Annotated in this window: 19 protein-coding genes and 1 pseudogene; 9 read left to right on the forward strand and 11 right to left on the reverse strand. The window is 71.9% G+C overall.

From position 1 onward, the window contains the following. Window positions 1–105: 105 nt before the first annotated feature. From OHS81_RS26720 to OHS81_RS26730, 3 genes are all read right to left on the reverse strand, one after another. On the reverse strand, window positions 106–336 hold the full coding sequence (locus OHS81_RS26720) for a DUF397 domain-containing protein (RefSeq protein ID WP_030083635.1): 231 nt from the start codon (window positions 334–336) through the stop codon (window positions 106–108). A 104-nt stretch (window positions 337–440) separates the two neighbouring features. Beyond that, window positions 441–2,129, reverse strand: coding sequence for a group II intron reverse transcriptase/maturase (gene ltrA, locus OHS81_RS26725; protein WP_328387196.1), 1,689 nt, complete (start codon window positions 2,127–2,129; stop codon window positions 441–443). Between the two features lie 783 nt (window positions 2,130–2,912). After that, on the reverse strand, window positions 2,913–6,146 hold the full coding sequence (locus OHS81_RS26730) for an alpha-N-acetylglucosaminidase (RefSeq protein ID WP_328387197.1): 3,234 nt from the start codon (window positions 6,144–6,146) through the stop codon (window positions 2,913–2,915). 413 nt (window positions 6,147–6,559) lie between these two features. Here OHS81_RS26730 and OHS81_RS26735 point away from each other — a divergent pair, with 413 nt between their 5' ends. Genes OHS81_RS26735 through OHS81_RS26745 form a run of 3 tightly spaced genes read left to right on the forward strand, consistent with a single transcriptional unit; the run spans window position 6,560 to window position 9,076 of the window. After that, window positions 6,560–7,438, forward strand: coding sequence for a GNAT family N-acetyltransferase (locus OHS81_RS26735; protein WP_328387198.1), 879 nt, complete (start codon window positions 6,560–6,562; stop codon window positions 7,436–7,438). Then, a complete protein-coding gene (locus OHS81_RS26740) occupies window positions 7,435–8,427 on the forward strand; it encodes a lysophospholipid acyltransferase family protein (RefSeq protein WP_328387200.1) in 993 nt (330 codons plus the stop codon). The genes OHS81_RS26735 and OHS81_RS26740 overlap by 4 nt, the downstream gene beginning before the upstream one ends. Further along, window positions 8,420–9,076 (forward strand): DedA family protein, encoded by a 657-nt coding sequence (locus OHS81_RS26745; RefSeq protein WP_328387202.1) that lies wholly within the window; start codon window positions 8,420–8,422, stop codon window positions 9,074–9,076. Before OHS81_RS26740 ends, OHS81_RS26745 begins: the two co-directional genes overlap by 8 nt. A gap of 49 nt (window positions 9,077–9,125) precedes the next feature. Here OHS81_RS26745 and OHS81_RS26750 read toward each other — a convergent pair whose 3' ends face one another. From OHS81_RS26750 to glnII, 4 genes are all read right to left on the reverse strand, one after another. Then, window positions 9,126–9,764, reverse strand: a complete 639-nt coding sequence (locus tag OHS81_RS26750) for a winged helix-turn-helix domain-containing protein (RefSeq protein ID WP_328387204.1) — start codon at window positions 9,762–9,764, stop codon at window positions 9,126–9,128. A gap of 420 nt (window positions 9,765–10,184) precedes the next feature. After that, entirely contained in the window at window positions 10,185–10,916 is a 732-nt protein-coding gene (locus OHS81_RS26755; protein ID WP_328387206.1) for a rhomboid-like protein, read from the reverse strand. A gap of 100 nt (window positions 10,917–11,016) precedes the next feature. Continuing rightward, on the reverse strand, window positions 11,017–11,943 hold the full coding sequence (locus OHS81_RS26760; RefSeq protein ID WP_328387208.1) for a DUF6891 domain-containing protein: 927 nt from the start codon (window positions 11,941–11,943) through the stop codon (window positions 11,017–11,019). Window positions 11,944–12,215: 272 nt separating this feature from the next. After that, window positions 12,216–13,268: a glutamine synthetase GlnII gene (glnII, locus tag OHS81_RS26765; RefSeq protein WP_328387210.1), complete on the reverse strand. Its 1,053-nt coding sequence runs from the start codon at window positions 13,266–13,268 to the stop codon at window positions 12,216–12,218. Between the two features lie 371 nt (window positions 13,269–13,639). Here glnII and OHS81_RS26770 point away from each other — a divergent pair, with 371 nt between their 5' ends. The 3 genes from OHS81_RS26770 (at window position 13,640) to OHS81_RS26780 (ending at window position 16,748) form a co-directional block, all read left to right on the forward strand. Continuing rightward, window positions 13,640–14,548 (forward strand): Gfo/Idh/MocA family protein, encoded by a 909-nt coding sequence (locus tag OHS81_RS26770; RefSeq protein WP_328387212.1) that lies wholly within the window; start codon window positions 13,640–13,642, stop codon window positions 14,546–14,548. A 185-nt stretch (window positions 14,549–14,733) separates the two neighbouring features. Beyond that, window positions 14,734–16,314: an AMP-binding protein gene (locus OHS81_RS26775; RefSeq protein ID WP_328387214.1), complete on the forward strand. Its 1,581-nt coding sequence runs from the start codon at window positions 14,734–14,736 to the stop codon at window positions 16,312–16,314. A gap of 161 nt (window positions 16,315–16,475) precedes the next feature. Next, window positions 16,476–16,748, forward strand: a complete 273-nt coding sequence (locus OHS81_RS26780; RefSeq protein ID WP_088797340.1) for a hypothetical protein — start codon at window positions 16,476–16,478, stop codon at window positions 16,746–16,748. A 75-nt stretch (window positions 16,749–16,823) separates the two neighbouring features. On the opposite strand, the gene OHS81_RS26785 is transcribed toward OHS81_RS26780, so the two are convergent. Next, window positions 16,824–17,405 carry a PadR family transcriptional regulator gene (locus OHS81_RS26785; RefSeq protein WP_328387218.1) on the reverse strand — a complete coding sequence of 194 codons (582 nt, stop codon included), beginning with the start codon at window positions 17,403–17,405 and terminating at the stop codon, window positions 16,824–16,826. 28 nt (window positions 17,406–17,433) lie between these two features. Then, the gene (locus tag OHS81_RS26790) at window positions 17,434–19,449 is read right to left on the reverse strand and encodes an NADPH-dependent 2,4-dienoyl-CoA reductase (RefSeq protein ID WP_328387220.1); all 2,016 of its coding nucleotides are present in this window, start codon (window positions 19,447–19,449) and stop codon (window positions 17,434–17,436) included. Window positions 19,450–19,832: 383 nt separating this feature from the next. Between OHS81_RS26790 and OHS81_RS26795 the strand changes: the two genes are divergently transcribed. Beyond that, the gene (locus OHS81_RS26795) at window positions 19,833–20,702 is read left to right on the forward strand and encodes a HalD/BesD family halogenase (protein WP_328387222.1); all 870 of its coding nucleotides are present in this window, start codon (window positions 19,833–19,835) and stop codon (window positions 20,700–20,702) included. Between the two features lie 187 nt (window positions 20,703–20,889). Then, window positions 20,890–22,698 (forward strand): choline/carnitine O-acyltransferase, encoded by a 1,809-nt coding sequence (locus tag OHS81_RS26800; protein WP_328387224.1) that lies wholly within the window; start codon window positions 20,890–20,892, stop codon window positions 22,696–22,698. Between the two features lie 70 nt (window positions 22,699–22,768). Here OHS81_RS26800 and OHS81_RS26805 read toward each other — a convergent pair whose 3' ends face one another. Then, window positions 22,769–23,635: an Fpg/Nei family DNA glycosylase gene (locus OHS81_RS26805; protein ID WP_328387226.1), complete on the reverse strand. Its 867-nt coding sequence runs from the start codon at window positions 23,633–23,635 to the stop codon at window positions 22,769–22,771. A 141-nt stretch (window positions 23,636–23,776) separates the two neighbouring features. On the opposite strand from OHS81_RS26805, the pseudogene OHS81_RS26810 reads away from it, so the two are divergent. Then, window positions 23,777–23,956 (forward strand): annotated as a pseudogene (locus tag OHS81_RS26810) (NADP-dependent oxidoreductase); the annotation flags it as partial. Window positions 23,957–24,111: 155 nt separating this feature from the next. On the opposite strand, the gene OHS81_RS26815 reads toward OHS81_RS26810, so the two are convergent. Next, window positions 24,112–24,807, reverse strand: coding sequence for a nitroreductase (locus tag OHS81_RS26815; protein ID WP_328387228.1), 696 nt, complete (start codon window positions 24,805–24,807; stop codon window positions 24,112–24,114). Between the last annotated feature and the right edge of the window lie 72 nt (window positions 24,808–24,879).

The following is a 24,879-nucleotide window of genomic DNA, read 5'->3' on the forward strand; positions in this document are numbered from 1 at the left end:
CGCCCCGACGGGTGACGCTCACACGCCCGCGGCCACCGCGGTGGGTGGACCGCGGTGGCCGCCATGACTGCCGGACGGGCCGGCTTTCGCGCTGTGGGCCGGACGTCAGCGCTGCAGGTCGAACTCGCCGTCCCGCGCGCCGAGTACGAATGCCCGCCACTCCGCCTCGGTGTAGCGCAGTACCACATCGGGGTCCGTGGAGTTGCGCATGGCCACCGCGCCCCGCTCCAGGAAGGCGATCTCCACGGCCTCCTCGGCGTCTCCGGGGGCGCGCTGCCAGGTGGCGTCGGAAATGTCGAGGGCGTAGAGCCACTCCTTCTCAGCTGCGGCACTCAGTCGGGTAGCCGGAGCGGGTTGCCCCGCCCCGGCCCCCTCAGAACCGGACGTGCGGCTGTTCGCCGCATCCGGCTCAAGCGGGCCCCTTGAGCCTTGCGTCGTGGTCATACTTGCTTGGTCCTTTCGTGATCGCCAGCGTGGTGCTGGCGGTGACATTCGGCATGTACGAGGCGGAGATTTTTCGTTTCGTTCAAACCGCCGTCCCGCCGATACACGAAGTGATGCTTATGCAGCGGCTTCATGGATGCCGAGAACCAGGCTGCCCATTCATGCGGGCTGTCGGACTCATACTCGGCACCGAGGATCAGCGGCTGTTTGCATAGCGGACAGATCCCCTGTTGGCGGGCGGCCAGCGTGATCGACAGTTTGTCGGCCGTTGCTGGCATGCTTCTGCGCGTACGGTTTGCCCAGTAGCTCGAAAGGCCCGGGTCATCACGGGAACTTCTTCCCCTGACCATGATGTGCCGTTCGATCCTGGTCCAGCTGAACTTGAAGAGATAGATGCCGGTTTCCCGGTCACCGAATACCCAATTGTCCTGCCGGAGCGAATTGAACTTTCCAAAGTGCCTGTTGACGACCCAGGACTTCGACTTCCTCGGGTGAGAGTGTTTGGCCCACTTATAGGTGAGCAGCCACACATAATCATCCAGTGACGTGAACGTGCGACTGGACACACCCGTCCGGTAGTAGGTAGCCCATCCCCGGATGATGGGATTGAGCTTCTTCACCACGGCGAGAGCGTTGGCCCCTCTAAGGGCCAGGACCTCATCGCGGAGCCTCTTCCGGATCCTCTTGACGGCATCCTTGCTCGGTTTGACGAGTAACTTCCCGTCATACCTGCGAATGTTGAACCCGAGAAAATCGAATCCTTCGTCGAGGTGGACGATCCTCGTCTTTTCCTCGTTGAAGAACAGACCTCTCGGACTCAACCATTGGGCCAGACCATCCTTGACCCGATGTGCGTCGTCCTCGCTGAAACACAACACAACGAAGTCATCGGCATATCGCACAAGCACCGGTGCACTTCTCTTCTGCCATTCACTGGCGCCGTCCATGCAACCAGCGGCCGTACTCATTCCGTGCAGTGCGATATTGAGGAGAAGCGGGCTGACAACGCCGCCTTGAGGTGTGCCCTCTTCGGTCGGCGCGAATCGCGCGTTCTCCATGACTCCGGCCTTGAGCCAGCCACGGATCATTTCCCTTGCCGGGAAGTCGCCGATGCTCCTCATCAGACGGTCATGGTCGATTCGGTCAAACGCCGCTGACAGGTCAGCGTCGAGCGCCCACAGCCGCCGGGCCGTATGGCCACGCACTGTGGAGAAGATGCTCTGAATCGCATCCTGACAGCCCCGGCCCGGACGGAAGCCGTAACTTCGCGCCTCGAACCGAGCTTCCCATTCTGGCTCCAGGGCATTCTTTGCACGGGCCTGGTGGACCCTGTCTCGAATGACCGGGATTCCGAGAGGGCGCTTCTTCCCGTTCGCCTTTGGAATGTACACGCGCCGAACTGCACTGGCTTGTGCAGAGGTTGGCTCCGCACAGATCTCTGCTACCAATTTCCCTCGCTCCGCCGGAGTGAGAGCAGTTCTTCCGTCGATGCCAGCCGTTCGGCGACCAGAGCTCTGCTGAGTCACCCTCTTGACGCTAACTTGCACGTTGGAGCGTGACCGAAGCATGAGCTTCTGCAAGTTACGGACCTTTTTCAGGTCCCCCTCCTGCGAGGCTGTGAAGATGCGCTGCCGCAGCCGCCGTACTGACGCCTCAGCCTTGGCCCAGTCAATGCTGTGCCACATGTTGGCGTAGTCCTTGGGTCCGTTCGCTGGGCAGAGCGATGCGGCAACGTCAGTTTTGGTTGTCACAGCGCTCCCTCCCAGCGTCTAACTTGTCCGTCGGTTCCGGTTTCGTTGCAGTTGCTCTTCACGGGCCTACCTGATCCGCGTGGGCTCCCTTTCGGGCCGGGCACTGGGCCCGTATCCGGCGGGTTATACGAGGCGGTTGGAGATTCGCCTCGTTTTTCCCTGAGCTTTCGCCCTGCCGGCATTCGCTTCTCGGATCATCCTGTCCTGCTGGAGAGTTGGGCCTTCGTCACCTCCGGCTTACCGTGCTGCCGCACGGACTCCAACAGGGTTTCCACGTTCCACTTCTTAGAGATACGACTGGGGTGGGCGCCCTCTTAACCCCGGGACCAATGGTGTCCTCGCCCCTTCACTCTAACCAAGGGGTTCGTTTCACGCTCTTCCGCGTTTAGGTCCTGTCGCCACCGATTGCCTTACCATCCGCGTGACTTGGGGATAACGAGGTGTCATCAAGGGTTCACTTGCGTTCGCCCGTCCAGTCTTCCCCTTCGCCTGTTGCTGCCCGATGGCCTGGGCCGCTCTTGGGCTTTATCCGCTCGGCTTCACACCCCGCCGTTGCCAGCGACGCATGCGAGCGTGGGGACGGGCCTGGACACTGGCCCGGAGCGATCTATTCGTGCACTCTTCTCCCTCTGATCGCCCGCTCCTCAGAAGCGACTTCGTGTCGCACTACCGTGATCCCCTCGCTCGTGGTGCGTTCCCGGTCAGCGTACGCGGCGCTCAGGCGAGCTTCCAGCGGCGGAATTCCGCCGTCCCGCGGTCCTCCGCCGCGGAGTTGGCGGCACACTGGTGCAGACCGGTGTCCTGCCGGGCGGCGGCTCCGGGGACGGTGACGGTGGCGATCTCGCGCCAGGTCGCGCCGTCGTCGGTGGAGCAGGAGCCGGTGTAGGTGCCCGCGGCCCCGGTGTCCTTCCTGCGGGTGAGGCGGAGTAGGACGGGCGCGGTGATGCCGGTGAGCCGCCGGTAGGTGTCCAGGGTGCCGTCGCCGTTCGCGTCGTAGGAGAGCACGACGCCGTTGGCGGGGGTCACGGAGAGGTTGAGGAAGCCGAGGGCGTCCGCGGAGCCTGCGGCTGAGGGGGCGCCCGGGGTGGAGGGGGCGGAGGGCGAGGACGGTGCGGCGAGGCGGTTGCGGACGATGAGGCCGGCCCGGGCCCAGGGGCCGGTCGGGTCCTGGGAGGTCACCTCGACGGTCACCGAGCCGCCCGCGGTGAGCGCGCCCGGCCGGTAGGCCGCGCCGAACTCTGCGGTGGCCTTCCAGAGGTCCGCGCCCCCGCCGTTGACGGCCAGCCGGTCGCCCAACTGGCCGAAAACCGCCGCATTGGTGGTGACGGTCCGCAGTCCGTCGTCCAGCGGCCCCGCCACGTACAGGGTGCCGTGCCGCGCCGCGCGGACCCGGGGCTCGCCCTTCGGGCCGTAGTCGACGGTGAGGTCGTAGGGGAGCGGGTGCAGGGGGGCGTTTTGCGGACCGGCGGGGGCGGTGACCTGCCAGCGGGCGCGGCCGCTGCCGCCGGGCGGGAGCGACGGCAGCGACACCGGGCCCGACGCGGTGGCCGCGACGCCGGTCAGCGCGAAGTCCACCCGGCCGGTCGCGCGCAGCCCGTTGACGTTGCGCAGCGCCGCGGTGACGGTGGCCCGGCCGCCCGGCGGCAGCGCGGGCGGGTCGGCGGTGACCGTGACGGTGCCCTGGTAGGGGGCCTTGGCGAGGGTGTCGTGGACCCGCCGCGCGGTGCGGTACGCATCGGTCGTCGGGCGCAGCGGAGGGGTGGTGCGCGCGCGGGTCCAGGGCTCTTCCAGGGCATACCAGTCGAAGGTCTTCGGCGGCCGGTCCGCGGCCAGCGCGTCGGCCAGTTCGTCCAAGTACGCCTGCCACTGCGGGAGATGGACCTCGCCGATCAGGCCGTGCCAGTCGCGGCCCGCGTAATTGGCGAGCGAACCGCCGTCGGCGGTGGCCCGGTCCGCCCAGGTGGTGATCAGCGCGCGGGCGCTGTGTTCCAGCCGTGCCTGCTCCTCCGTGCCGGTCGCCATGGCCTTGGCCTGTGCCAGCCAGGGGCCGAGCAGGAACAGCCGGTGCGCGCCGGTGACCTCGTCGCTCAGCCGCATCAGCCGCAGCCACAGCTCCGACAGCGCACGGAACGTCGTACGGTCCTTGCGCCGGTAGGCCTCCTGGAGCTGCCCGATCAGCTGCCAGGACCGGTTGGCGAGGGCCTGCCGGGCGGCGTCCGTCAGATCGTGGCGGTAGGCGTCGCTGCCGCGCAGCGCGGGGCGGACCGTCAGCAGCGCGGCGAAGGCGGTGTCGAACGCCGCCGGGTCGAAGGCCGGGGTGTGGGTGGCGTAGACCGTGCCGGAGCGGGCGGCCAGCGAGGGGCGGGCGGCGAAGACCGAGTCGTGCGGCCGGCCGTCCTTGCTGGAGATCTCGTACGTGCTGGTGCGCAGTGCGGCGTACGCGGCGCGGGCCCCGTCGTCGCGGGCGCCGTAGCGCAGGTCGGCATAGCCGTCGAACCAGGCGGCGCGGTCCACCGGGCGCTCCCGCCAGGCCAGTTCGCAAAACAGCTCGAACGCGGCCGGGTCGCGTTCGGCGGCCTCCGGCATGTACGCGGTCCCGGCGAGCTTGCTGCCCGGTTTGTCGCGCCAGGCGGTGAAGCGCTCGGCCCAGATATGGGTCTTGGCGCCGAGGGTGGTGCGGCCGCCGAAGTTGGGGATGGAGCCGAAGGCGTACGGCACCCCGCCCCAGTCCCGTTCCCGGTCGGTGACCGTGTCCAGGTCGCTGAGGCCGTCCACGATCAGCATCCGGTCGTGGTCGACGGCGTCCAGCAGATCGCGCCGGGGGTTGCCCTGCCAGCCCAGGATCACCCAGGTGGCATCGGGGCGGGCGGTGCGCAGGGCCTTCTCGACGGCGCGGGCGGCGTCCGGCACGGGAACGTCGCCGGGGTCGCCGCCCTCGTGCAGCAGATCCATCTTGAAGTGGTCGGCGGGGCCGAGGAGTTGGTGCTGATGGCGGTAGAAGGAGGCGGCGGCAGCGGCGAAGGCGTCGGTGCGCGGATCGAGCCAGTCGGGGCGCTTGAGGCCGGACCAGGTGCCCTGCGGGACGGTGCGCGCGCCGGGGTTGCGGGCGGCGAAACCGTCCGGGACGGTGCCGAAGTAGCCGGGCAGGACGGGATGCATGCCGAGCTCGCGCAGCCGGCCGGTGATCCTGCGGCCCAGGTCGGCGCGCTTGTCGATCAGCTCGCGGCTGAGCGGGCCGCCGTAGCCGCTCATGTTCTGCAGCAGCCACCACGGCTGGTGCGAGGGTGCGGGGAGCCAGGCGCGGGCCTCGGTGTCGGAGTAGCCGGAGTCGGTGAGCAGCCGGTGGTAGACGGCCTCGGCACCGGGGGTGACCAGCACCTCGTTCACCCCGTGCAGCGCCAGCACATCGATCAGCCGCTCCCAGTGCGGCCAGTCGGCGTACGGAGCGGTGTAGCCGTCGTGGGTGTCGTTGAGGGCGAAGCGGTGGCGCAGCGCGGTGGACCGGTCGGCCGGCGAGGCCGGGGCGGGCAGCCGGCCGGGCAGCTCCGCCTGGTCGCCGGCCCAGGACAGATGGGCCCGGCAGGTGTACTTGAGGTACCAGTGGACGCCGGTCAGCAGGACCGCGGGGGTGGTCCCGGAGACCGTGATCCGGCCCGCCCGGCCGTCCACCCGGAAGCGGTCGGCGCCGCCGTCCGGGGCGAGCGGCACCAGCTGGAACTGGTCGGCGTGCCGGGGCAGCAGCCGGGCCAGCGTCGCCCGCGCCGGTGCGGTGTCATATGCCGCTCCGGTGCCGTGCGCCGCTCCGGTGTCGTCCGCCGGTGTCCGTTCCTGGCGGCGGGCCAACCGCCCCGAGGCCGCGGCGCCCGCGGCGGGAGCGGCCCCGCCGAGCGCCGCCCCGGCCCCGATCGCTCCGGCGGTTCCCAACAGTGCGCGTCGTGACGGTCGGCTCATGTGTGCTCCCACTGCTCGGTGGTAACAAACAGTCTCCGTGCGGGTGGCACGCTAACGGGCGCCCGGCCTCAGTCCAAGACGGTATGCGGCGGGACCCGGACACACCGGCCGGGCGATCGGCCCGCAGGGGCGCCGCGCCCCGGCCCCGGAGCGCGGCGACCAGTGTTCCGCGGACCCTCACCCGTTCGCTCCCTGGGCTTCACGCGCCCGGCCGGCGGGCCCGGGAACAGTCTGCCGCGTAGAGAAGGGCCAGGTCATCGGGTTGCGCCCGCACCCAGGGCGTACCCGGACCACCGCGGAGCGGTGGAGCAGCCGAGCAGTGCACCGGCAGCTCGCTCCGTACGGCCCGCCGGCCCCGCTGACTCACCGTCCGTCGACTCGCACAGCCTCCCCACTCCCCACGGAGGGCTCTCATGAGCATGGCATCGACCGCGTCCGCTGCCGTTCGCCGTACCGCTTCCGCTTCCGCTTCCGCTTCCGCTGCCGTCCCCACACCCGTGGCAGCCCCCACAGTCGTTCCCGGCCCGGCACCCGCTCCCGCCCCCACGGCGGCCGCCCCTGCCGGTCCCGGCGCCGACCCCGGCTACACCGCGGAGATCGCCGACACCCGCGAGCAGATCCGCGCCGCACAGCGCCTGCGCCACCAGGTCTTCGCCGGCGAGATGGGGGCGACCCTGCACTCCCCGCTGGCCGGCCACGACATCGACGCCGTCGACGACCTCGCCGACCACCTCGTCGTCACCCACACCGCCACCGGCGACGTCGTCGGCACCTACCGGCTGCTGCCGCCCGGCCGCAGCCCGCGGCTCTACTCCGACGGCGAGTTCGACCTGGGCGCGCTGGCGGAGCTGCGTCCCTCCCTCATCGAGGCCGGCCGCTCCTGTGTCCACCCCGCCCACCGCAGCGGCGCCGTCATGACCCAGATGTGGGCCGCGCTCGCCCGCTACACCCTGCTCTCCGGCCACCGCTACCTCGCCGGCTGCGCCTCCGTCCCGCTCGCGGACGGCGGTACCGCGGCCGCCCACGCCTGGGGGCTGGGCCGCACCCGCTACGCCGCCCCGCACGGGCTGCAGGTCACCCCGCACCACCCCTGGCACCCCACCGTCCCCGTCCCCGCACGCCCCACCCTGGCCCAGCTGCCGCCGCTGCTCCGCGGCTACCTGCGCATCGGCGCCTTCATCTGCGGCGCGCCCGCCCACGACCCCGAGTTCGACGTCGCCGACTTCTTCGTCGTCCTGGACATGGAACGGCTCGACGACCGCTACCGCCGCTACTTCCTGGGCGCGCGGTGAACGGCCCCTGGGACGTCTGGTCCGACTGCACTCCGGACTGCGCCACCCACGCCCTGCCGCGCGTACCGGCGCCCCGCATCGCCCGGCGCGGCACCGCGTTCGCCCGCTGTGTACGGCGGGCGCTGACGGACGGGGAGCGGATGGCCGACCCGGTACGGCTGCGGGCCCACGCCGGGGCGCTGCTCGATGCCCTCGGAGTCCGCGTCGAGGGCGCGGCCGCGCTCACCGCGGGCGGTCGCGACGGTGACGGCACGGGCCCCGGCCCTGGCCTCGGCACCAGCCCCGGCTCCGGCCTCGGCACCGCCAACGGCCCTGGCCTCGGCACCGGCCCCGGCACCCTCATCGTCATCAACCACATCTCCTGGCTCGACATCCTCGCCCTGCTCGCCGTCGAACCGGTCACCCTGCTCGCCAAGCGCGAGGTCGGCACCTGGCCGGTCGTCGGCGGCCTGGCCCGCAGAGCCGGTACGCACTTCATCGACCGTACGAGCCCCCGCCGGCTGCGGCACACCGTCCGGGAGGTGTCCGAACTGCTCGGCTCCGGGCGGTCGGTGGCGGTCTTCCCGCAGGCCACCACCTGGTGCACCGCCGACCGGGGCAGCTTCCGCCGGGCCACTTTCCAGGCCGCCCTCGACGCGGGTGCGCCGGTCCGCCCGGTGACCCTCCGCTACACCCAGCAGGGCCTGCCCAGCACGGTGGCCGCGTTCTGCGGCGAGGACACCTTTGCCGCATCGCTGCGCAGGGTGCTCGCCGCCCGCGCGCTGACCGTTCGTGTCACGGCACATCCGGTGCTGAACGCGGCGGACGGGTTCTGGGACCGGCGGGAGCTGGCGGACCGGGCGGCGCGCGCGGTGCTGGGCGGCCGGCCGGAGCCGGGCGCGGTGGCGGTGCCGGAGTTCCCCGTACCGGCGTTCCCGGTGCCGGGGGTTCCGGTGCCGGAGGTTCCGGTACCCGGGTCCGCCACACCGGAGACTCCGGCCCGTGTTTGAGCAGCTGGACCAGCTCACCGAGCCCCTGCAGGGCATGCTGGGCTCGCCCTGGCTGTGGCTGGTGGTCCTGTTGGTGTCCGGTCTCGATGCGCTGCTGCCGTTCATGCCGAGCGAGACCACCGTCGTCCTGGTCGCCGTGCTCATCGGCCCCGACCTGCCGCTGCTCGCCCTGCTGGCGGGTGTGGCGGCGGCCGGGGCGCTGGCCGGTGACTGCCTCGGCTATGCCGTGGGACGGTACGCGGGCCCGCGCGCGGTCGCCCGGCTGCTGCGGGGCGAGCGCGGCCGGGCCCGGCACTCCAGGGCCCGGGCACGGGTCGAACGGCATGCCGCCCTGCTCATCGTCGCCGGCCGCTTCCTGCCCGGCGGCCGGGTGATCGCCGCCCTGTCCACCGGGAGTGTCCGCTTCCCGCTGCGCCGCTTCGTCGCGCTGGACGCGGTGGGCGCGGGCATCTGGGCGGTGGGCAGCGCGGCGCTCGGCGGTCTGGGCGGTACGGCGCTCACCGATTCCCCGGCCGAGGGGATGCTGCTGGCCTCCGGGACCGGGCTGGTGGTGGCGGGCTGCGTGGGCGCTCTGCACCGCCGGTCCGCCTCACGGGAGGGGGAACGGGGCACACCGAAGCGGTGCGGGCCCCGGATACGCGTGCTGTGAGGCCGGGCGGGGGAGCGGCTCCCCGCCCGGCCTTCAAGGCCGGTGGGCCTCAGATGCCCGGTACGTACTTGTAGCCGACCCGCCGCACCGTCACGATCGACGACCGGTGCGCGGCGCCCAACTTGCGCCGCAGCCGGGCGACATGGACATCGACCGTACGGCCGTCGCCGACGTGCCCGTAGCCCCACACCGTGGACACCAACTGGTCGCGGGTGTGCACCCGGTGCGGATGCGCGACCAGATGGGCCAGCAGCTCGAATTCGAGGTACGTCAGGTCCAGCGGCCGGCCCTGGACCTGCGCGGTGCGCTGTTCGGGGTCGATCCCGACGATCTCGTCGCCGGTTGGCGCGCTCACCCCGGGACCGGCGGTGGCCGGCGACGGGGCGGTCGCGACCTGCTCGGCCGGTACGAGGACGAGATAGCCGACCATCGGCGGCCGGCCGGGCAGCGCGGGCAGGCTGTGCTGCGGGGCCGGAAGCCAGGTGGCGCCGGAGTCCAGCAGCTGGGCGACCGAGGGGACACCGAGGGGCGGGGCACCTTCGCCCGGGGCCGTGGCGGGCGACGCATGGGCCTCGTCCGGCGCCACGGCGCGCAGCCGGTGGCGCGGGGGATGCGGGGGGTGCGAGGCGGGGTGGGCGGGGAGGGGAGCCGTGGCGGAACCGGCGGTCAGGGTACGGAGGTTCGTCATCGGAAGTCAGCTCTTTCGCGCAGAGGGGCGTCGGGGACGTCATGCGCGCGGGCAGGGCGTGAAACGCCGGTCAACGGCGTCGACGAGGGGTGTGCGGGCCCGCGCTCAGTGCGCGCGGCAACACAGACGGTCGAATGCGTGCGCCTGCCGGGACGGCCAGAAAGGCTCGAGGTCGCTGCGACCTGTCGCGGTGTCGGTGAGGCTGGCCATGGGCCCATTGAACCAGACGGCCGGTGATCTGTCCCTCGTACGGCGGGCCCTGTGACGGGATTCGCCGCACACAAGCCGCGCAGGCGCCGGGGCCGGGAGTGCTCCGCGCCCGCGTCGTTCCGCTTCCGCCTCGGTCCGCGCCCGTCTCGGTTCGTTCCCGTCCCGGTCCGTCCCGGCGTCAGTCCACTCTCGCCTCGGCCCGCGCCCGCCTCAGCCCCCTCCCGTCCGTCTCCCCTTTACGGCCCGCATCCCCGTCCCCATGGCCACCCCCAGCGCGAGCGCCACCAGATGCCCGGCGTCGGTGAACGTCCGCCGGCGGCGCAGCACGGGCCAGGTCCCCAGCGCCAGCAGGCCGGCCGTTGCCGCGGCACGCGTGCCACGGTGCGGGACGGTGGCGGCGAGGGCGCCCACCGTGGCGTTGAAGCCGTAGCTGGCTCCGACGTCGATGGCCCGCGCGGTCGCGTCCGGCGGCTCTTCTCCCGTGGCCTCGGGGGCGTGAACGGCGCAGGCTCCGGCGCCGGTTGGGGGAGTTGCGGGAGCGCCGGGAGCACCACCCGGCACTCGGCCCCGCAAGGCCGCGTAGACCAGCAGACTGGCCCCCACGTGACCGGCCGCGAACACCCCTGCCGTGCGCCGGGGGCCCCAGCGCGCCTCGGCCGTGCCGAGGGCGGCGAGCAGCGCGGCGCCGTAGGCCGCCGGCAGCGGCCCCTCGACGAACGCCGCACTGGTGACCAGCGTCTGCCACTTTCCGGCCCGCAGATTGGCGACATTCGTGGAGTGCGCACGCAGCAGTTCCGTGCGCCGGTGGCGGGGGAGCCGCGCGGTGGCGTACGCACCGAGCTGTACGGCACCGACATAGAGCGGCGCGGCCCAGGGCACGGCGACCGGCAGACCACGGGGGAGGCGGGCGGTCGTGAGGACGCGTGATACGGCCCGTGACACAGGACCAGCGGACACGGGACCACCCGACACCGGACCACCCGGCACGGGGCCACTGGACACGGGACCACGGGGCGTCATCCGCGATGCGGCCGTCGGCATCTCAGGCTCCCGTTCCCGTTCTCGGCAGCCGCTTGCGCCAGTCCAGCGGGGCGACCTCGATGATCCGGTCCGGGTCGCCGTCCCACTGAGCCGGCAGGCCCGCCCCGGTGAGCGCCGCCACCACCGTCCGCCCGACCGCGGCACGGTCCTCGGCGGAGGCCTCGCCGGTGTCCGCATGGACGCCATAGCGCACGGCCAGCCCATGGCCTTCCGCTGCCGCCTCGGTGTCCTGGAAGTGGAAGAAGACGAAACCCCGGTCCCCTTCGGCGCGTTCGTGCGCTATCTCGCCCACCGCGCAGTTGCTGCAACAGCTGTAGTTCATCCGGGCGGTCAGCCCCTGGGCGTCCAGTGCCTCGAAGGCCCGCTCCACCCGGTCGGCATCGGTCACCTCGGGCCATTCGGCCTGTTCGGCAAGCCGCTCCTCCCACAGGCCGCCGACGATCCGGCGTGCGTCGTCCAGCGAGACCTGGGCGTCCTCGGGGCCGAAGGCCTCGCAGACGCCCTGTGCGACCTCATGGAAGTCCCGGAAACCGCCATGGATCTGCTCACGCGCCCGCTGCTCGGCGACGGCACGGGTTTCCGGGTCCAGACCGGGCGTGGAGTACAGGTCAGCCCACTGCCAGTCGAGCGCCGTACGCCAGGCCTCCCCGCCGCGCGCCCAGTCCAGGAAGACCTCCACGACCCGCTCGGCGTCGCCGCTCTCCGCGCGGAAGTGCCGCTCCGGCGCGCCGTCGCGGTACTCGACCGTGAACGGCCCGTCGTCGTCCCGCCAGGCCTGCACGAACGCCTGGGCCTCCTCGGGGAACCGCTCGACGACCACGAAATGGTCGTCGTCGGCGCCGATCCGCCGCAGCAGCCCGGTGAGTTCGGCTTCGTCGGGGCGTGATCGGTCCGGGCCGGACTCGGTCTTGACGCTGATCTCAAGCATGACCCCAGCCTGCCAGCCGCCACTGACAATCGGCCCCCGATCTGCTCCTCGCACGACCGCGGGGCCGCGGTACCGCGCGACCCCACGGCCACAGGGCCGGCCACCCGACCGCTCGGCTCCATGATCACGCGCCTGCGCGACCCCACGGCCACGCGACCGCACGCACGCGCACGGGCGGGCAGGCGAAGGGGCCGGACCGCTGCGGACACCGGGGGTACCCCCGGTGTCCGCAGCGGTCCGGCCCCTGGCCCGCGCCCACGCTCCCGCAGACGTCAGACCTGCTCGCGCCGCGCCAGCTCCGTGCAGCAGGTGTCCACCATCAGCCGGGTGACCACATACGGGTCGACGTTGGCGTTCGGGCGCCGGTCCTCGATGTAGCCCTTCTTCTCGACCTCGACCTGCCAGGGGATGCGCACCGAGGCGCCGCGGTCGGAGGCGCCGTAGGAGTACGCGTCCCAGGGGGCGGTCTCGTGCGCGCCGGTCAGCCGGTCCTCGATGCCGGTGCCGTACTGGCGGACGTGCTCCAGCGGCTTGTCGTCCTGGCCCAGCGCCTCGCAGGCGGTGATGATCGGGTCATAGCCCTCCCGCATCGCGCGGGTGGAGAAGTTGGTGTGCGCGCCCGCGCCGTTCCAGTCGCCCTTGGCCGGCTTGGCGTCCAGCGACGCGGTGACGCCGTACTCCTCCGCCACCCGGTGCAGCAGCCAGCGCGCCACCCACATGTGGTCCGACACCTCCAGCGGCGGCAGCGCGCCGACCTGGAACTCCCACTGGCCGGGCATGACCTCGGCGTTGATGCCGGACAGGCCCAGACCGGCCGCCAGGCACAGGTCGAGGTGCTTCTCGACGATCTCCCGGCCGAAGATCGCGTCGGCGCCCACACCGCAGTAGTAGTCGGCCTGCGGTGCCGGGTAGCCGCCGCCCTCGGGGAAGCCGAGCGGACGGTCGCCCTTGAGGAAGGTGTACTCCTGCTCGATGCCGAAGATCGGCTCCTGGCCGGCGAACCGCTCCGCGACCGGGCGCAGCAGCGCCCGCGTGTTGGAGGGGTGCGGAGTGAGGTCGGTGTGCAGCACCTCGCACAGCACCAGCAGGTGGTCGCCGCCGCGGATCGGGTCCGGGCAGCTGAACACCGGCTCCAGGACGAGGTCCGAGGCGTGGCCTTCGGCCTGGTTGGTGCTGGACCCGTCGAATCCCCAGCGGGGCAGCTTGCTCGCTCCTCCCGTGCTGAAGGCCTGGGAGTGGCTCCCGTCCAGGATCTTGGTCTTGGAGCGGAGCTTGGCGGTCGGCTGCGTGCCGTCGATCCAGATGTACTCGGCCTTGATGCTCACGGGGTCCTCTTCACGGTCGGTGCGGGTACGGTGCGGGCGTACCGCCGCACTCTCGCAACGCGCCGTTTCTCGTCCGTTGCCCGTTTGTGAACCACAGGTTACCGAGCCGGACATCCAGCCGTTTCCAAGGAATTCTGTCCCGTGAGCCTGGGATTCCAGGCCTCAATGTGGGCTCCTTCACATCATTCCCATGCGGCGCAGGCCTCGGGCGCGCCGCTTCGGCGCATGACCGGACCGACGGGAGCGACGCCGCGGACGGCACCGCCGACAGCCCTGACAGCCCTGACAGCCCTGACAGCGCCGACGGCACCGCCGACGCCGCTACATCGCCGCCGCGCCCCGCACCCCGCACCCCGCGAGACACTGACCCCATGACGACCCCGCGCATCGGACTCCTCGGCACCGGACCCTGGGCGCGGCGCGTCCATGCCCCCGCCCTCGCCGCCCACCCCGGCGTCGAGTTCACCGGCATCTGGGGGCGCAGGGCGGAGGCCGCCGCCGCGCTGGCCCAGGTCCACCGCACCCGCCCGTACGAGAGCGCCGACGAGCTGTTCGAGGCCTGCGACGCCGTCGCGATCGCCCTGCCGCCTTCCGTCCAGGCCGCGTTGGCGCTCCGCGCCGCCGGGGCCGGCTGTCATCTCCTCCTGGACAAGCCGGTGGCCACCGCCGTGCCCGAGGCCCGCGCCCTCGTCGCGGCCGCCGACCGGGCGGGTATCGCCTCGGTGGTCTTCTTCACGGCGCGCTTCGGGGCACAGGAAGGGGAGTGGATCGCCGCCCAGGCCGCGGCCGGCGGCTGGTTCACCGCCCATGCCGACTGGCTCGGCTCGGTCTTCGCCGACGACAGCTCCAGCCCGTACGCCGACTCGCCCTGGCGCCGTGAGAAGGGCGGGCTGTGGGACGTCGGCCCGCATGCGCTGTCGGTGCTCCTGCCGGTCCTCGGCGACGCGGAAACGGTCACCGCGACCCGCGGCCCCGCCGATGCCGTGCTGCTGACGATGCGTCACAGCAGTGGCGCGGCCAGTTCGGCGACGCTCGGCCTGACCGCGCCCGCCGCGGCGTCCGGCGTCGAGGTCACCCTCCGCGGCACCGCGGGCGTCACCTCCCTGCCCCGTCGCCAGGACGGCCCCGAAGTGGCCTACCGCCATGCGGTCGACGCCCTGCTGGCCGCCGTCGAGACGGGTCTGCCCAACGCCTGCGACCTCCACTTCGGCCTCCGGGTCACCGAAATCCTGGCGGCGGCGGAGGAAACCCTCCCGCCTCTCGTGCCTGACGGGTCATGACCACCAGGCATGCCTGACGGGTCACGACCTCACGTCATGCCTGACGGGTCACGACCTCACGTCATGCCTCACGGGTCATGACCACATGGCGAAATTGGTCGTGGAGGGCATCAGCGAACGTCCGTAGCGTCAAAGCGTGACCGTTTCCTCACACGCCCCGTCACCGGACCAAGGGACCCACCGCCATGACGCCCGCCACCGGCTTCACCAGTTACACCGACGCTCTCCTCGCCGCCCTCGCCCGTGACCCGTCCCGCACCGCGGTGACCGTGGGGGAGGGCGGCGAAGAGATCACCGCCGGCACCCTGCACGCCACCGTCCACCGCATGGCGGCGGTGCTCGCCGCCCACGGCATCGGCCGCGGCCGCACCGTCTGCCTCCTCAGCGGCAACCGCCCCGAGGTGCTTGCCGCCCGCTACGCCGCGGGCCTCCTGGGCGCCCGGGTGGTCTTCCTCTACGACGGCATGGCCGCCGAGACCCTGGCCCGGATCGCCACCAGCGTGGACACCGCCCTGCTCCTGGTCGACCCGGCCCTCCACGACACCGCGCGCACGCTGCTCCGTCATCTCCGGGGGCCGCTCCCCGAGGTCATGACCCTGGGGAAGGGCGCCGTCGGCCCGGGCGTCGGTCCGGGCGCCGATCTGGGCCCCGACCTGCTCGCCGCCGCTGCCGCACTGCCCGCCACCCCCGAGGTCCCGGGCGCCGCGCACCCCGAGGACGACTGGTGCATCCGGCACACCGGCGGCACGACCGGCATCCCCAAGGGCGTCCGGATGAGACACGCCCCGTATGCCCGGATGGTGATCCAGCAGCGCATGGAGGCCGCAGGCGATCCGCCGCGCTTCCTGGCCTGCACCCCGCTCGCCCACCTTGCGGGCATCCTGGCCGATGCCACGCTCGTGGCCGGCGGCACCGTCGTACTGCACCGCGCCTTCGAGCCCGCCGCCGTACTCGCCGCCGTCGCCCGCCACCGCATCACCCACCTCTGGCTGCTGCCCCCGCTCCTCTACCGGCTCCTCGACGACCCCACCCTCCCCACCACCGACCTCAGCTCCCTCACCCGCATCTCCTACGGCGGCTGTGCGGCCTCACCCACCCGGCTGGCGCAGGCCGCCGAGGCCTTCGGGCCGGTGCTGTTCGGGATGTACGGCCAGGCCGAGGCGATGTCGATCACCGAGGCCCGCCCGGAGGACCACCTCCGCACCGGCCCCGGCGGACGGATCACCGTCGGCCGCGCCCTGCCCGGTGTGACCCTCGCCGTGCGCGACGCGGACGGGCGGGACCTGCCGGCGGGGGAGCGGGGTGAGGTCCATGTGCGCTCCACCGCGGTGATGAACGGCTACTGGAAGCAGCCCGACGTGACCGCGCAGGTCCTGGGGGCCGACGGCTGGCTGCGCACCGGCGATGTCGGCGTGCTGGACGACGAGGGGCGGCTCTACCTCGTCGACCGGGTCAAGGACCTGATCATCGTCGTGGGCGGGCACGTCCACCCGGCGGAGGTCGAAGACCTGCTGCACACCCATCCCGCGGTCGCCCACTGCGCCGTCTACGGGGTGCGGGGGGCGGACGAGGCCGAGGAGGTGCACGCCGCGGTCGTCCCCGCGCCGGGGCACCGGGTGGACGCCGACGGACTCCGCGCTTTCGTCACCGAACACAAGGGCGCCCTGTACGCCCCGGCCGCCGTCCGTGTCCTCGACACCATCCCTCTCACCCCCGTGGGCAAGCCGGACAAGGCGCTGCTGCGCGCCACGGCCGCGACGGCCTGACGAACGGCCCTTCGGAAGGCTCTGCGGAAGGCCCTTCCGCAGGTCCCCCGCACGGCCCTCTCCGGGCTCCAAATCCCCCCTGGCCAGGGGCTTTTGTCAGTGCCCGGCAGTAGAATGGGAACCAGTCAGTGAGGGTTCATCCACGCTCCAGGAGGTCGCCGATGGCCGCTGCCACACTCATGACGAAGCCTCTCCCGGCCCACCCACTGCCCAAGAAGCCGCTGCCCGCCGGATGGCCGCGCGAACGGTACGAATCGCACAACCGCCGCCTGAAGGCCATGCGGCTCGCCATAGCCCTGCTCGACACCGGGGTCTACCGCCCCGAGCAGGCCCACAACCGCAAGATCCGCAGCACCGCGGCCGAGATCGGGGTCCACGCCCCGTCCGAGACGACCTGCCGCCTGGTGCGCGCCCTCCTCTACGACCACTGCTGACGGCCGGCACACCAACAGGGCGGCCTGCCCCGGGACTCCCCCGGGGCAGGCCGCCCCTTGCCGTACGGGCACGGCTCACCCGGCCGGGCCGTCCCCCGGACCCTCCGGCCCGCCCTCCCCGGCGGCATCCAGCTCCGTCACTTCCGCCAACGCCTCCTCCAGCCACTCCACCCAGAAGGTCTCCAGGCCGATCCCGGCCCGCAGCACCAGCCGCCGCAGCCGGTCCTCCGGATCCGCCGCGGCCCCGAAATCACGGTCCTCGATCTCCTGGTACTCCGCCAACTGCCGCCGGTGCAGCGTCAGATGCCGCCGCAGCTCCTCGTCGAGCCCGGTCCGCCCCACCACCGCCGAAGCCCGCAGCCGCAGCAGCAGCGCGTCCCGGATGGGCTTGGGATCCTGCTCGCCACCGGCCCAGCGGGTCAGCTCGGCCCGTCCCGCGGGCAGCACCTCGAACTCCTTCTTCTGCCCGCGGGACGGTTGTGCGCTCGGCAGCGCCCGGATGAACCCGGCCTGCTCCAGCTTCCCCAGCTCCCGGTAGATCTGCTGGTGCGTGGCCGACCAGAAGTAGCCGATCGACCGGTCGAACCTGCGGGTCAGCGCCAGCCCCGACGACGGCTTCTCCAGCAGGGCGGTGAGGATGGCGTGCGGGAGTGACATGCCGCCATCCTAGGCAGCCGGCGGCAGGTCACAGCGCCGCCGCCAGCTCCGTCCCCTGGGCAATCGCGCGCTTGGCGTCCAGCTCCGCGGCGACGTCCGCACCGCCGATGAGGTGCACGGCGCGCCCCTCGGCCCGCAGCTCCTCGTACAGGTCCCGGCGCGGCTCCTGCCCGGTGCACAGCACGACGGTGTCCACGGGGAGGGTGCCGGCCGTACCGTCGACGGTGACATGCAGGCCCTCGTCGTCGATCCGGTCGTACGTCGCCCCGGCGACCGTCGTCACGCCCCGGTGCCGCAGCTCCGCGCGGTGGATCCAGCCGGTGGTCTTGCCGAGGCCGGCGCCGACCTTCGACGTCTTGCGCTGCAGGAGATGCACCTGGCGCGGGGCCTTGGGACGCTCGGGCGCCCGCAGTCCGCCGCGCTCGCCGTACTCCGTGTCGACGCCCCAGGCGCGGAAGTAGGTCTCCGGGTCCTGGCTCGCCGCGTCACCGGCATCGGTCAGGAACTCCGCGACATCGAAGCCGATGCCCCCGGCCCCCAGGATCGCCACCCGCTCGCCGACCTGCGCGCCGCCGCGCAGCACATCGAGGTAGCTGACGACGCTCGGGTGGTCGACGCCCTCGATCTCCGGGGTGCGCGGGGTGACCCCGGTGGCCACCACGACCTCGTCGAACCCGCCGAGATCCCCGGCCGTCACGGGGGTGTTCAGCCGGACCTCCACCCCCTGCCGCGCCAGCTGCGTACGGAAGTAGCGCAGGGTCTCCTCGAACTCCTCCTTGCCCGGCACCCGCTTGGCGAGGTTCAGCTGCCCGCCGATCTCGTCCGCGGCGTCGAACAGCGTGACCGCGTGGCCGCGTTCGGCGGCGGACACGGCACAGGCGAGCCCGGCGGGCCCGGCGCCGACCACCGCGAGGTGCTTGCGCCGCCGGGTGGGGGAGAGGACCAGCTCGGTCTCGTGGCACGCCCGCGGGTTGACCAGACAGGACGTGATCTTCCCGCTGAAGGTGTGGTCGAGGCAGGCCTGGTTGCAGCCGATGCAGGTGTTGATCTCCTCGGCCCGGCCGTCCTGCGCCTTGGCGACGAAGTCCGGGTCGGCGAGGAAGGGCCGGGCCAGCGACACCATGTCGGCGCGGCCGTCGGCCAGCAACTCCTCGGCCACCTCGGGGGTGTTGATGCGGTTGCTGGTCACCAGGGGGATGGTGACCGAGCCCATCAGCCGCTTGGTCACCCAGGTGTAGGCGCCGCGCGGCACCGAGGTCACGATGGTGGGGATGCGGGCCTCGTGCCAGCCGATACCGGTGTTGATGATCGTGGCGCCGGCCGCCTCGATCTCCTTGGCGAGCGCCACCACCTCCTCCAGCGTCGAGCCGCCCGGAACGAGGTCCAGCATCGAGAGCCGGTAGATCAGGATGAAGTCCGTGCCGACGCGCTCGCGGGTACGGCGGACGATCTCCAGCGGGAAGCGCACCCGGTTCTCGTACGAGCCGCCCCACCGGTCCGTGCGCTGATTGGTCGCGCCCACGATGAACTCGTTGATCAGATAGCCCTCGGAGCCCATGATCTCGACACCGTCGTACCCGGCGGACTTGGCCAGCTCCGCCGCCCGCACATAGTCCTCGATGGTCTGCTCGACCTCGTCGTCGGTGAGCGCATGGGGCGCAAAGGGGCTGATGGGCGCCTGGAGCGCGCTCGGTGCGACGAGGTCGGCGTGGTACGCGTACCGCCCGAAGTGCAGGATCTGCATCGCGATCTTGCCGCCCGCGGCGTGCACCGCATCGGTCACGGTCCGGTGCTGCGCCGCCTCCTCCTCGGTGGTGAGCTTGGCCCCGCCGTCGTAGGGCCGTCCCGCGTCGTTCGGCGCGATACCGCCGGTCACCATCAGGCCGACGCCGCCCCGCGCGCGGGCGGCGTAGAAGGCGGCCATCCGGTCGAAGCCGTTCTCGGCCTCCTCCAGGCCGATGTGCATCGACCCCATCAGCACCCGGTTGGGAAGGGTCGTGAACCCGAGGTCGAGCGGGCTCATCAGGTGCGGGTACTGGCTCATGGGGGGCCTCCTGGCGCGGTGGTCGTGACAGCAGTTGTAGACCAGCCGCCAGCCTTATGCAACAAGTTGCATAAAACGTGATGCAGGCGACGCCGGTGCGCCCCCCTGCGCCCCTTCGCGCCGCCCTCCTCACCGCACTACTCCCCGCCCTCCTCACCGCGCGCACCGGCCGCATCGGCGCAGTGTGACGTATCACAGACAACACAGGGGCGCTGTGGGAACTTCAACTGTGCTACTCCTCAATGGAGTTGCCGAAGAGCCGAAGGTGCGGGCCGGACGGCACGCGGACCGCACGGATCGCCTGGTGGGGGCGTCCGGGGCGAGGCCGCGGGCCGACGGCGGGCATCCGGCTCGGGACGGTCCCCGTACGTGGAGAGGGTCGCATGAGCACTGCGCAAGCCATCACGCCCGACCAGGTGGTCGACACCGCCCGGTACCCCCTGTCGCAGCTCGACAGTGCCGAAGGGCGGGCCGTGATCACCCGTGCCCGGCGCGAACTCGCGGCGTCCGGCTGCACCGTGCTGCCGGACTTCATCCGTCCGTCGCTCCGCGAGGCGCTGGAGCAGGAGTGCGCGGCCCTCGCGCCCCACGCGCACTACGACGTCGAGACCGTCAACGTCTACAACATCGCGGTGGACCGGGAGCTGCCCGAGGACCACCCCGGCCGCCGGACCTTCCAGCGCGGCAATGCGTTCGTCCCCCGCGACCGCGTCCCCGCGACCTCCCTCATCGGCAGCCTCTACTCCCACACGGCGTTCCAGGACTTCATCGCCCGCTGCTTCGGACTGCCCCAGCTGCACGAGCTGGCGGACCCGCTCTCCGGGCTGGTCCTCAACGTCGTCGCGCCGGGCATGGAGCACCCCTGGCACTTCGACACCAACGAGTTCACGGTCAGCCTGCTCACCCGCCAGGCACAGGACGGCGGCGTCTTCGAGTACTGCCCGAACATCAGGTCCGCCGAGGACGAGCGCTTCGACGACGTCCGCGACGTCCTGGACGGCCGGGGCGAGCGGCTGACCCGGCGCCTCCCCCTGCACCCCGGCGACCTCCAGCTGTTCAAGGGCCGCTATGCGCTGCACCGGGTGAGCCCGGTGCGCGGCGAGCTCGCGCGCCACTCCGCGATCTTCGCCTACAGCGAGCGCCCCGGTGTCATCGGGAGCGTGGCACGGACCCGGCAGCTCTTCGGCCGGGTGCTGCCCGAGCATCTGGCGGCCGAGGGCCGGGCCGTACGGGGCGACCGGCTGCTGGATTAGCGGCCGGCCGGCGAGGACGCGCCGTCGCCGTGCACCGCCGCCCGCCCCGCGCTCCCCGCAGCGGCGGGCACGGTGGGTAACGGCGCGACCATGGACGAGTGACATCACAGGCCCACAGGCCCCCACGACCGGAATCGAGAGAGCAGAATTGAACACCCTGAACACCCGTCAGGAAAGGCCCGCAGTCATGACGACCTTCGCCCATGAGGACAGCCTGCCGCGGGTGCCCCTGCCCACACTGGAGGCCAGCGCCGAGCGGTTCCTCGCCTGGTGCGCACCGCTGCTGACCGCCGACGAGCTGGCGGCGACCGAGGCGGAGGTGGCCGCCTTCCTCCGCCCCGGCGGCCCCGGCCGGGCACTGCACGCCGCGCTGGAGGAGTACGACGCCACCGAGGGCGTCCACAGCTGGCTCGACACCTTCTGGCCGTACCGCTACCTGGGCCGCAGGGACCGGATCGCGCTCAACGCCAATTTCTTCTTCCTCTTCCAGGACGCCGCGCCCCGGCAGTCACAGGTGGAGCGGGCCGCCGGGCTCATCGCCGGAGCCGTCGACTACAAGCGGCAGCTCGATGCGGAACTCATTCCTCCCGTGATGCAGCGCGGCGCACCCCAGTCGATGATCCAGAACAAGTACCTGTTCTCCGCCACCCGCATCCCCGGTGCACAGCAGGACACCGTCCGCAGCCCGTACACCGACGCCTGGCCGGGCCCGTCCCGCGCCCGGCACATCGTGGTGTTCTTCCGCGGCAACATGTTCCGGATGGAGGTGCTCGGCGCCGACGGCGTCCCGCACAGCCTCGACGACCTCGAAGCGGGACTGCGCGCCGTGCAGAAGGCCGGCGCCGAACCGGCCCCCGAGGGCACCCCGGTGGGCCACCTCACCACCATGGCCCGCGCCGAGTGGGCCGCGGCCCGGGAGTCCCTGCGCGCCGGCCACCCCCGCAACGCGGACGCCCTGGACGACATCGAGACCGCCCTGTTCTGCGTCTGCCTGGAGGACTTCGCCCCCGAGGACACCCAGCAGGCCTGCGACCAGCTGCTGTACGGCGACCGCGGCAACCGCTGGTTCGACAAGGCCGTCTCCCTGATCGTCTTCGCGGACGGCCGGGCGGGCATCAACGTCGAGCACTGCGAGCTGGACGGCACCACCATCCTCAGCTTCACCGACGCCCTGCTCAGCACCCCCGCCGAGGAGCACTCCCGCCGCTCCGGCGCCCGCCCCCAGGGGCTCCCCTCCGTGGAACCGGTCGTCTTCGAGCTGGACGACGCCCTCCAGGACCGGGTGCGCTCCGCCGCCGAGGCGTTCGCGGCGTACGGGGCGAACACCGCGACCCGGACCGTCTCCTTCGACGACTTCGGCAGCACCACAGCCAAGGCCCTGGGCTCCTCACCGGACGCCTTCGTCCAGCTCGCCTACCAACTGGCCCACCAGCGCGCCAAGGGGCACCTGGGCGCCACCTACGAGTCGATCGCCACCCGCCAGTGGCGCCGCGGCCGCACCGAGGCGATGCGGGTGGTCACCCCGGAGATCCAGGCGTTCGTCGCCGCGATGGAGGACCCGGCGGCCGACGCGGACACCCGCCGGGCCGCCTTCCGTGCCGCCGCCGCCAAGCACGTCGCCCGCGCCAAGGAGTGCCAGGCCGGCGACGCGCCCGAGCAGCACCTGTGGGAGCTGGAACTGATCCAGCGCCGCCGCGGCACGGAACTCGGCGTGACCGAGCAGCCCGCCCTCTACCGCACGCCCGGCTGGCTGACGATGCGCGACGACTACCTGAGCACCAGCTCGGCCCCGTCCGCCCACATCCAGTACTTCGGCTTCGGCTCCACCAGCAGCCGCTGCATCGGCGTCGCCTACGTCCTCCTGCCCGACCGCTTCCACCTCTACCTGAGCACGCCACTGGCCGTGGCCGACCAGATGCAGACCTTCGCCGACCGGCTCCGGGAGGCGGTGGCGGAACTGCGGGAGCTGCTGGCGGCCGGGCCTGCCGGGGCCTGAACCCCCTCCCCGCTACCGCGCTCCCCGCCACCGGCCATGGTCCGGTGGCGGGGAGCGCCCGCCCGCCCGGCTACTTCAGCAACCGGGACATCCGCCGGTCCGCAAGAACCTTGCCCCCGGTCTGACAGGCCGGGCAGTACTGCAGCGACGAATCACTGAAGGACACCTCACGGATGGTGTCCCCGCACACCGGGCACGGCTCCCCCTTCCGCCCGTGTACCCGCAGCCCGCTCCTCTTCTCCGCCTTGAGATCCTTGAGCGCCAGCCCACGCGACCGCTCGACGGCCTCACCGAGCGTCGTACCGATCGCCTCGTAGATCCGGCCCACCTCGTCCTCCGAAAGCCTGGCGGCCGGCTTGAACGGCGACATCCGGGCCGCGTGCAAAATCTCGTCCGAGTAGGCGTTCCCGATCCCCGCCACCACGCTCTGATCCCGCAGCACCCCCTTGATCTGCCGGCTTTCCCCCGCCAACAGCCCGGCGAAGGCCTCCCGGGTGAATCCCTCAGCGAGCGGATCGGGCCCGAGCCGCGCGACCCCGGGCACCTCGCGCGGATCCCGTACGACATACACCGCCAGGTGCTTCTGACTACCGGCCTCGGTCACATCGAACCCGGCCTCCTCCGGCTCGACCAGCCGCACCCGAAGCGCCAACGGCCCCTTCCCGGGCCGCGGCGGCGCCACCGGCAGCTTGTCGCTCCACCGCACCCACCCCGCCCTGGCCAGGTGCATGACCAGATGCAGCTCCCCGGCCCGGAAATCGAGCAACTTGCCGTGCCGGGTCACGTCCTCGAACGTCCGGCCCTCCAGCGCGGTGAGCGGCGGGTCATAGGTCTTCAGCGCGTGCACGGCGACCGGATACACCCGGGCGACGGAACGGCCGACCAGCTGCCCGGCCAAAAACCGCGACAGACGCTCAACCTCCGGCAATTCAGGCATACCGCCATTTTGCCTCGGAACCTCGCGATCGGATCGCTCCGAAGGGGTCCTTGCGTGCCAGTTGGGTGCGGCCCGGCCGGTGCGGCACCCGCCAACGCAGGTTCGAGCCGGCCGAGGGAGGAGATGCCGCCCTCGCGGGAAATCGGCGACCGCGGCTTCGGGCTGGGCGGTGTCACCGGCACAACCGCAGAGCTGGTCATCCTCTCGGCCTGGGCCCACGCCCCCGACACGTGGAACGATGAGCACACCGCGGGCGCCGGTCTCGCGTCCGCGACCGCGATGCGTGGCCTGAACGCGCTCGGCTCCCCTACTGCGCAGACGGCTCAAGACGCTGCAGTACCGGCACCGTGTCCTCGGCGGATTCCTCGCCGGGACGGGCCTTGCTCTCGACGGACCGGACCGACCCTCAAAACGCCGAAGTCAGTAACCCACGGACAGCCGAAGAGCCGAGCTCCGGACTACGCCCAGATCACTCCTCACTGCCGGCCGTGGAATGTTGTGGTCTCCCCCAGCGTGGCACGCTCAGTGATGATGTGGTTCACCGGTGCGGCGTCGTCGGCGTATCCGAACGAGATCCCGACGAGCAGTTTCCCCGCGGTGACGCCGAGTTCGGCGCGTACCTCGTCGGCGTAGAAGCTCAGCAGTCCCTGCGGGCAGCTGGCCACGCCATACGCGGTCATCGCCAGCAGTAGCGTCTGCATGTAGGCGCCGACGTCGGCAGCCAGCCGCGCGTTGTCCTGTTCGGAGACGAAGAGGAACGCGACATGCGGTGCACCGTAGAACCCCAGGCTCTCGGCGTCATATGCCGCGCGCGCCGCATGGTCGTCAAAGCCGATGCCCAGTGTCCCGTAGAGCCGGCCGCCGAAGGTGGCCCGCCGCTCCTGCTGCACCGGCGAGTAAAGGTCATCGCTGTACGGGAAGTCGACCGACGTGCGCCGTGCGGCGTGGGCCTCCTGAAGGGACGCCGCCAGGCGGTCGCGCGACGCGCCACTGACGACCTCCACCCGCCATGGCTGCGCGTTGGAGTTGGACGGCGCCGCTCCAGCCAGCGAGAACATCGCACGCATCGTCTCCTTGGGCACGGGCTCGGGCCGGAAAGCGCGCGTCGCACGTCGGGCACGGATCAGCTTCTCCGCGTAGCTGCTCAGCTCGGTGTGGCCGGACCAACTCATGGGACTCCTCATCGATGTAAACGTGTCTGTTTACTTGAGGTGGGATAGTAGCCCCGCACCGCGAGCAAAGTA

This window comes from Streptomyces sp. NBC_00400, assembly GCF_036048035.1.
Lineage (GTDB): Bacteria > Actinomycetota > Actinomycetes > Streptomycetales > Streptomycetaceae > Streptomyces.

Coding starts and splice junctions, on each gene's coding strand:
- ltrA (WP_328387196.1), bottom strand. CDS start 2,129: ATGTGGCACAGCATTGACTGGGCCAAGGCTGAGGCGTCAGTACGGCGG.
- OHS81_RS26730 (WP_328387197.1), bottom strand. CDS start 6,146: ATGAGCCGACCGTCACGACGCGCACTGTTGGGAACCGCCGGAGCGATC.
- OHS81_RS26735 (WP_328387198.1), top strand. CDS start 6,560: ATGAGCATGGCATCGACCGCGTCCGCTGCCGTTCGCCGTACCGCTTCC.
- OHS81_RS26750 (WP_328387204.1), bottom strand. CDS start 9,764: ATGACGAACCTCCGTACCCTGACCGCCGGTTCCGCCACGGCTCCCCTC.
- OHS81_RS26760 (WP_328387208.1), bottom strand. CDS start 11,943: ATGCTTGAGATCAGCGTCAAGACCGAGTCCGGCCCGGACCGATCACGC.
- OHS81_RS26770 (WP_328387212.1), top strand. CDS start 13,640: ATGACGACCCCGCGCATCGGACTCCTCGGCACCGGACCCTGGGCGCGG.
- OHS81_RS26775 (WP_328387214.1), top strand. CDS start 14,734: ATGACGCCCGCCACCGGCTTCACCAGTTACACCGACGCTCTCCTCGCC.
- OHS81_RS26780 (WP_088797340.1), top strand. CDS start 16,476: ATGGCCGCTGCCACACTCATGACGAAGCCTCTCCCGGCCCACCCACTG.
- OHS81_RS26785 (WP_328387218.1), bottom strand. CDS start 17,405: ATGTCACTCCCGCACGCCATCCTCACCGCCCTGCTGGAGAAGCCGTCG.
- OHS81_RS26790 (WP_328387220.1), bottom strand. CDS start 19,449: ATGAGCCAGTACCCGCACCTGATGAGCCCGCTCGACCTCGGGTTCACG.
- OHS81_RS26795 (WP_328387222.1), top strand. CDS start 19,833: ATGAGCACTGCGCAAGCCATCACGCCCGACCAGGTGGTCGACACCGCC.
- OHS81_RS26800 (WP_328387224.1), top strand. CDS start 20,890: ATGACGACCTTCGCCCATGAGGACAGCCTGCCGCGGGTGCCCCTGCCC.
- OHS81_RS26805 (WP_328387226.1), bottom strand. CDS start 23,635: ATGCCTGAATTGCCGGAGGTTGAGCGTCTGTCGCGGTTTTTGGCCGGG.
- OHS81_RS26815 (WP_328387228.1), bottom strand. CDS start 24,807: ATGAGTTGGTCCGGCCACACCGAGCTGAGCAGCTACGCGGAGAAGCTG.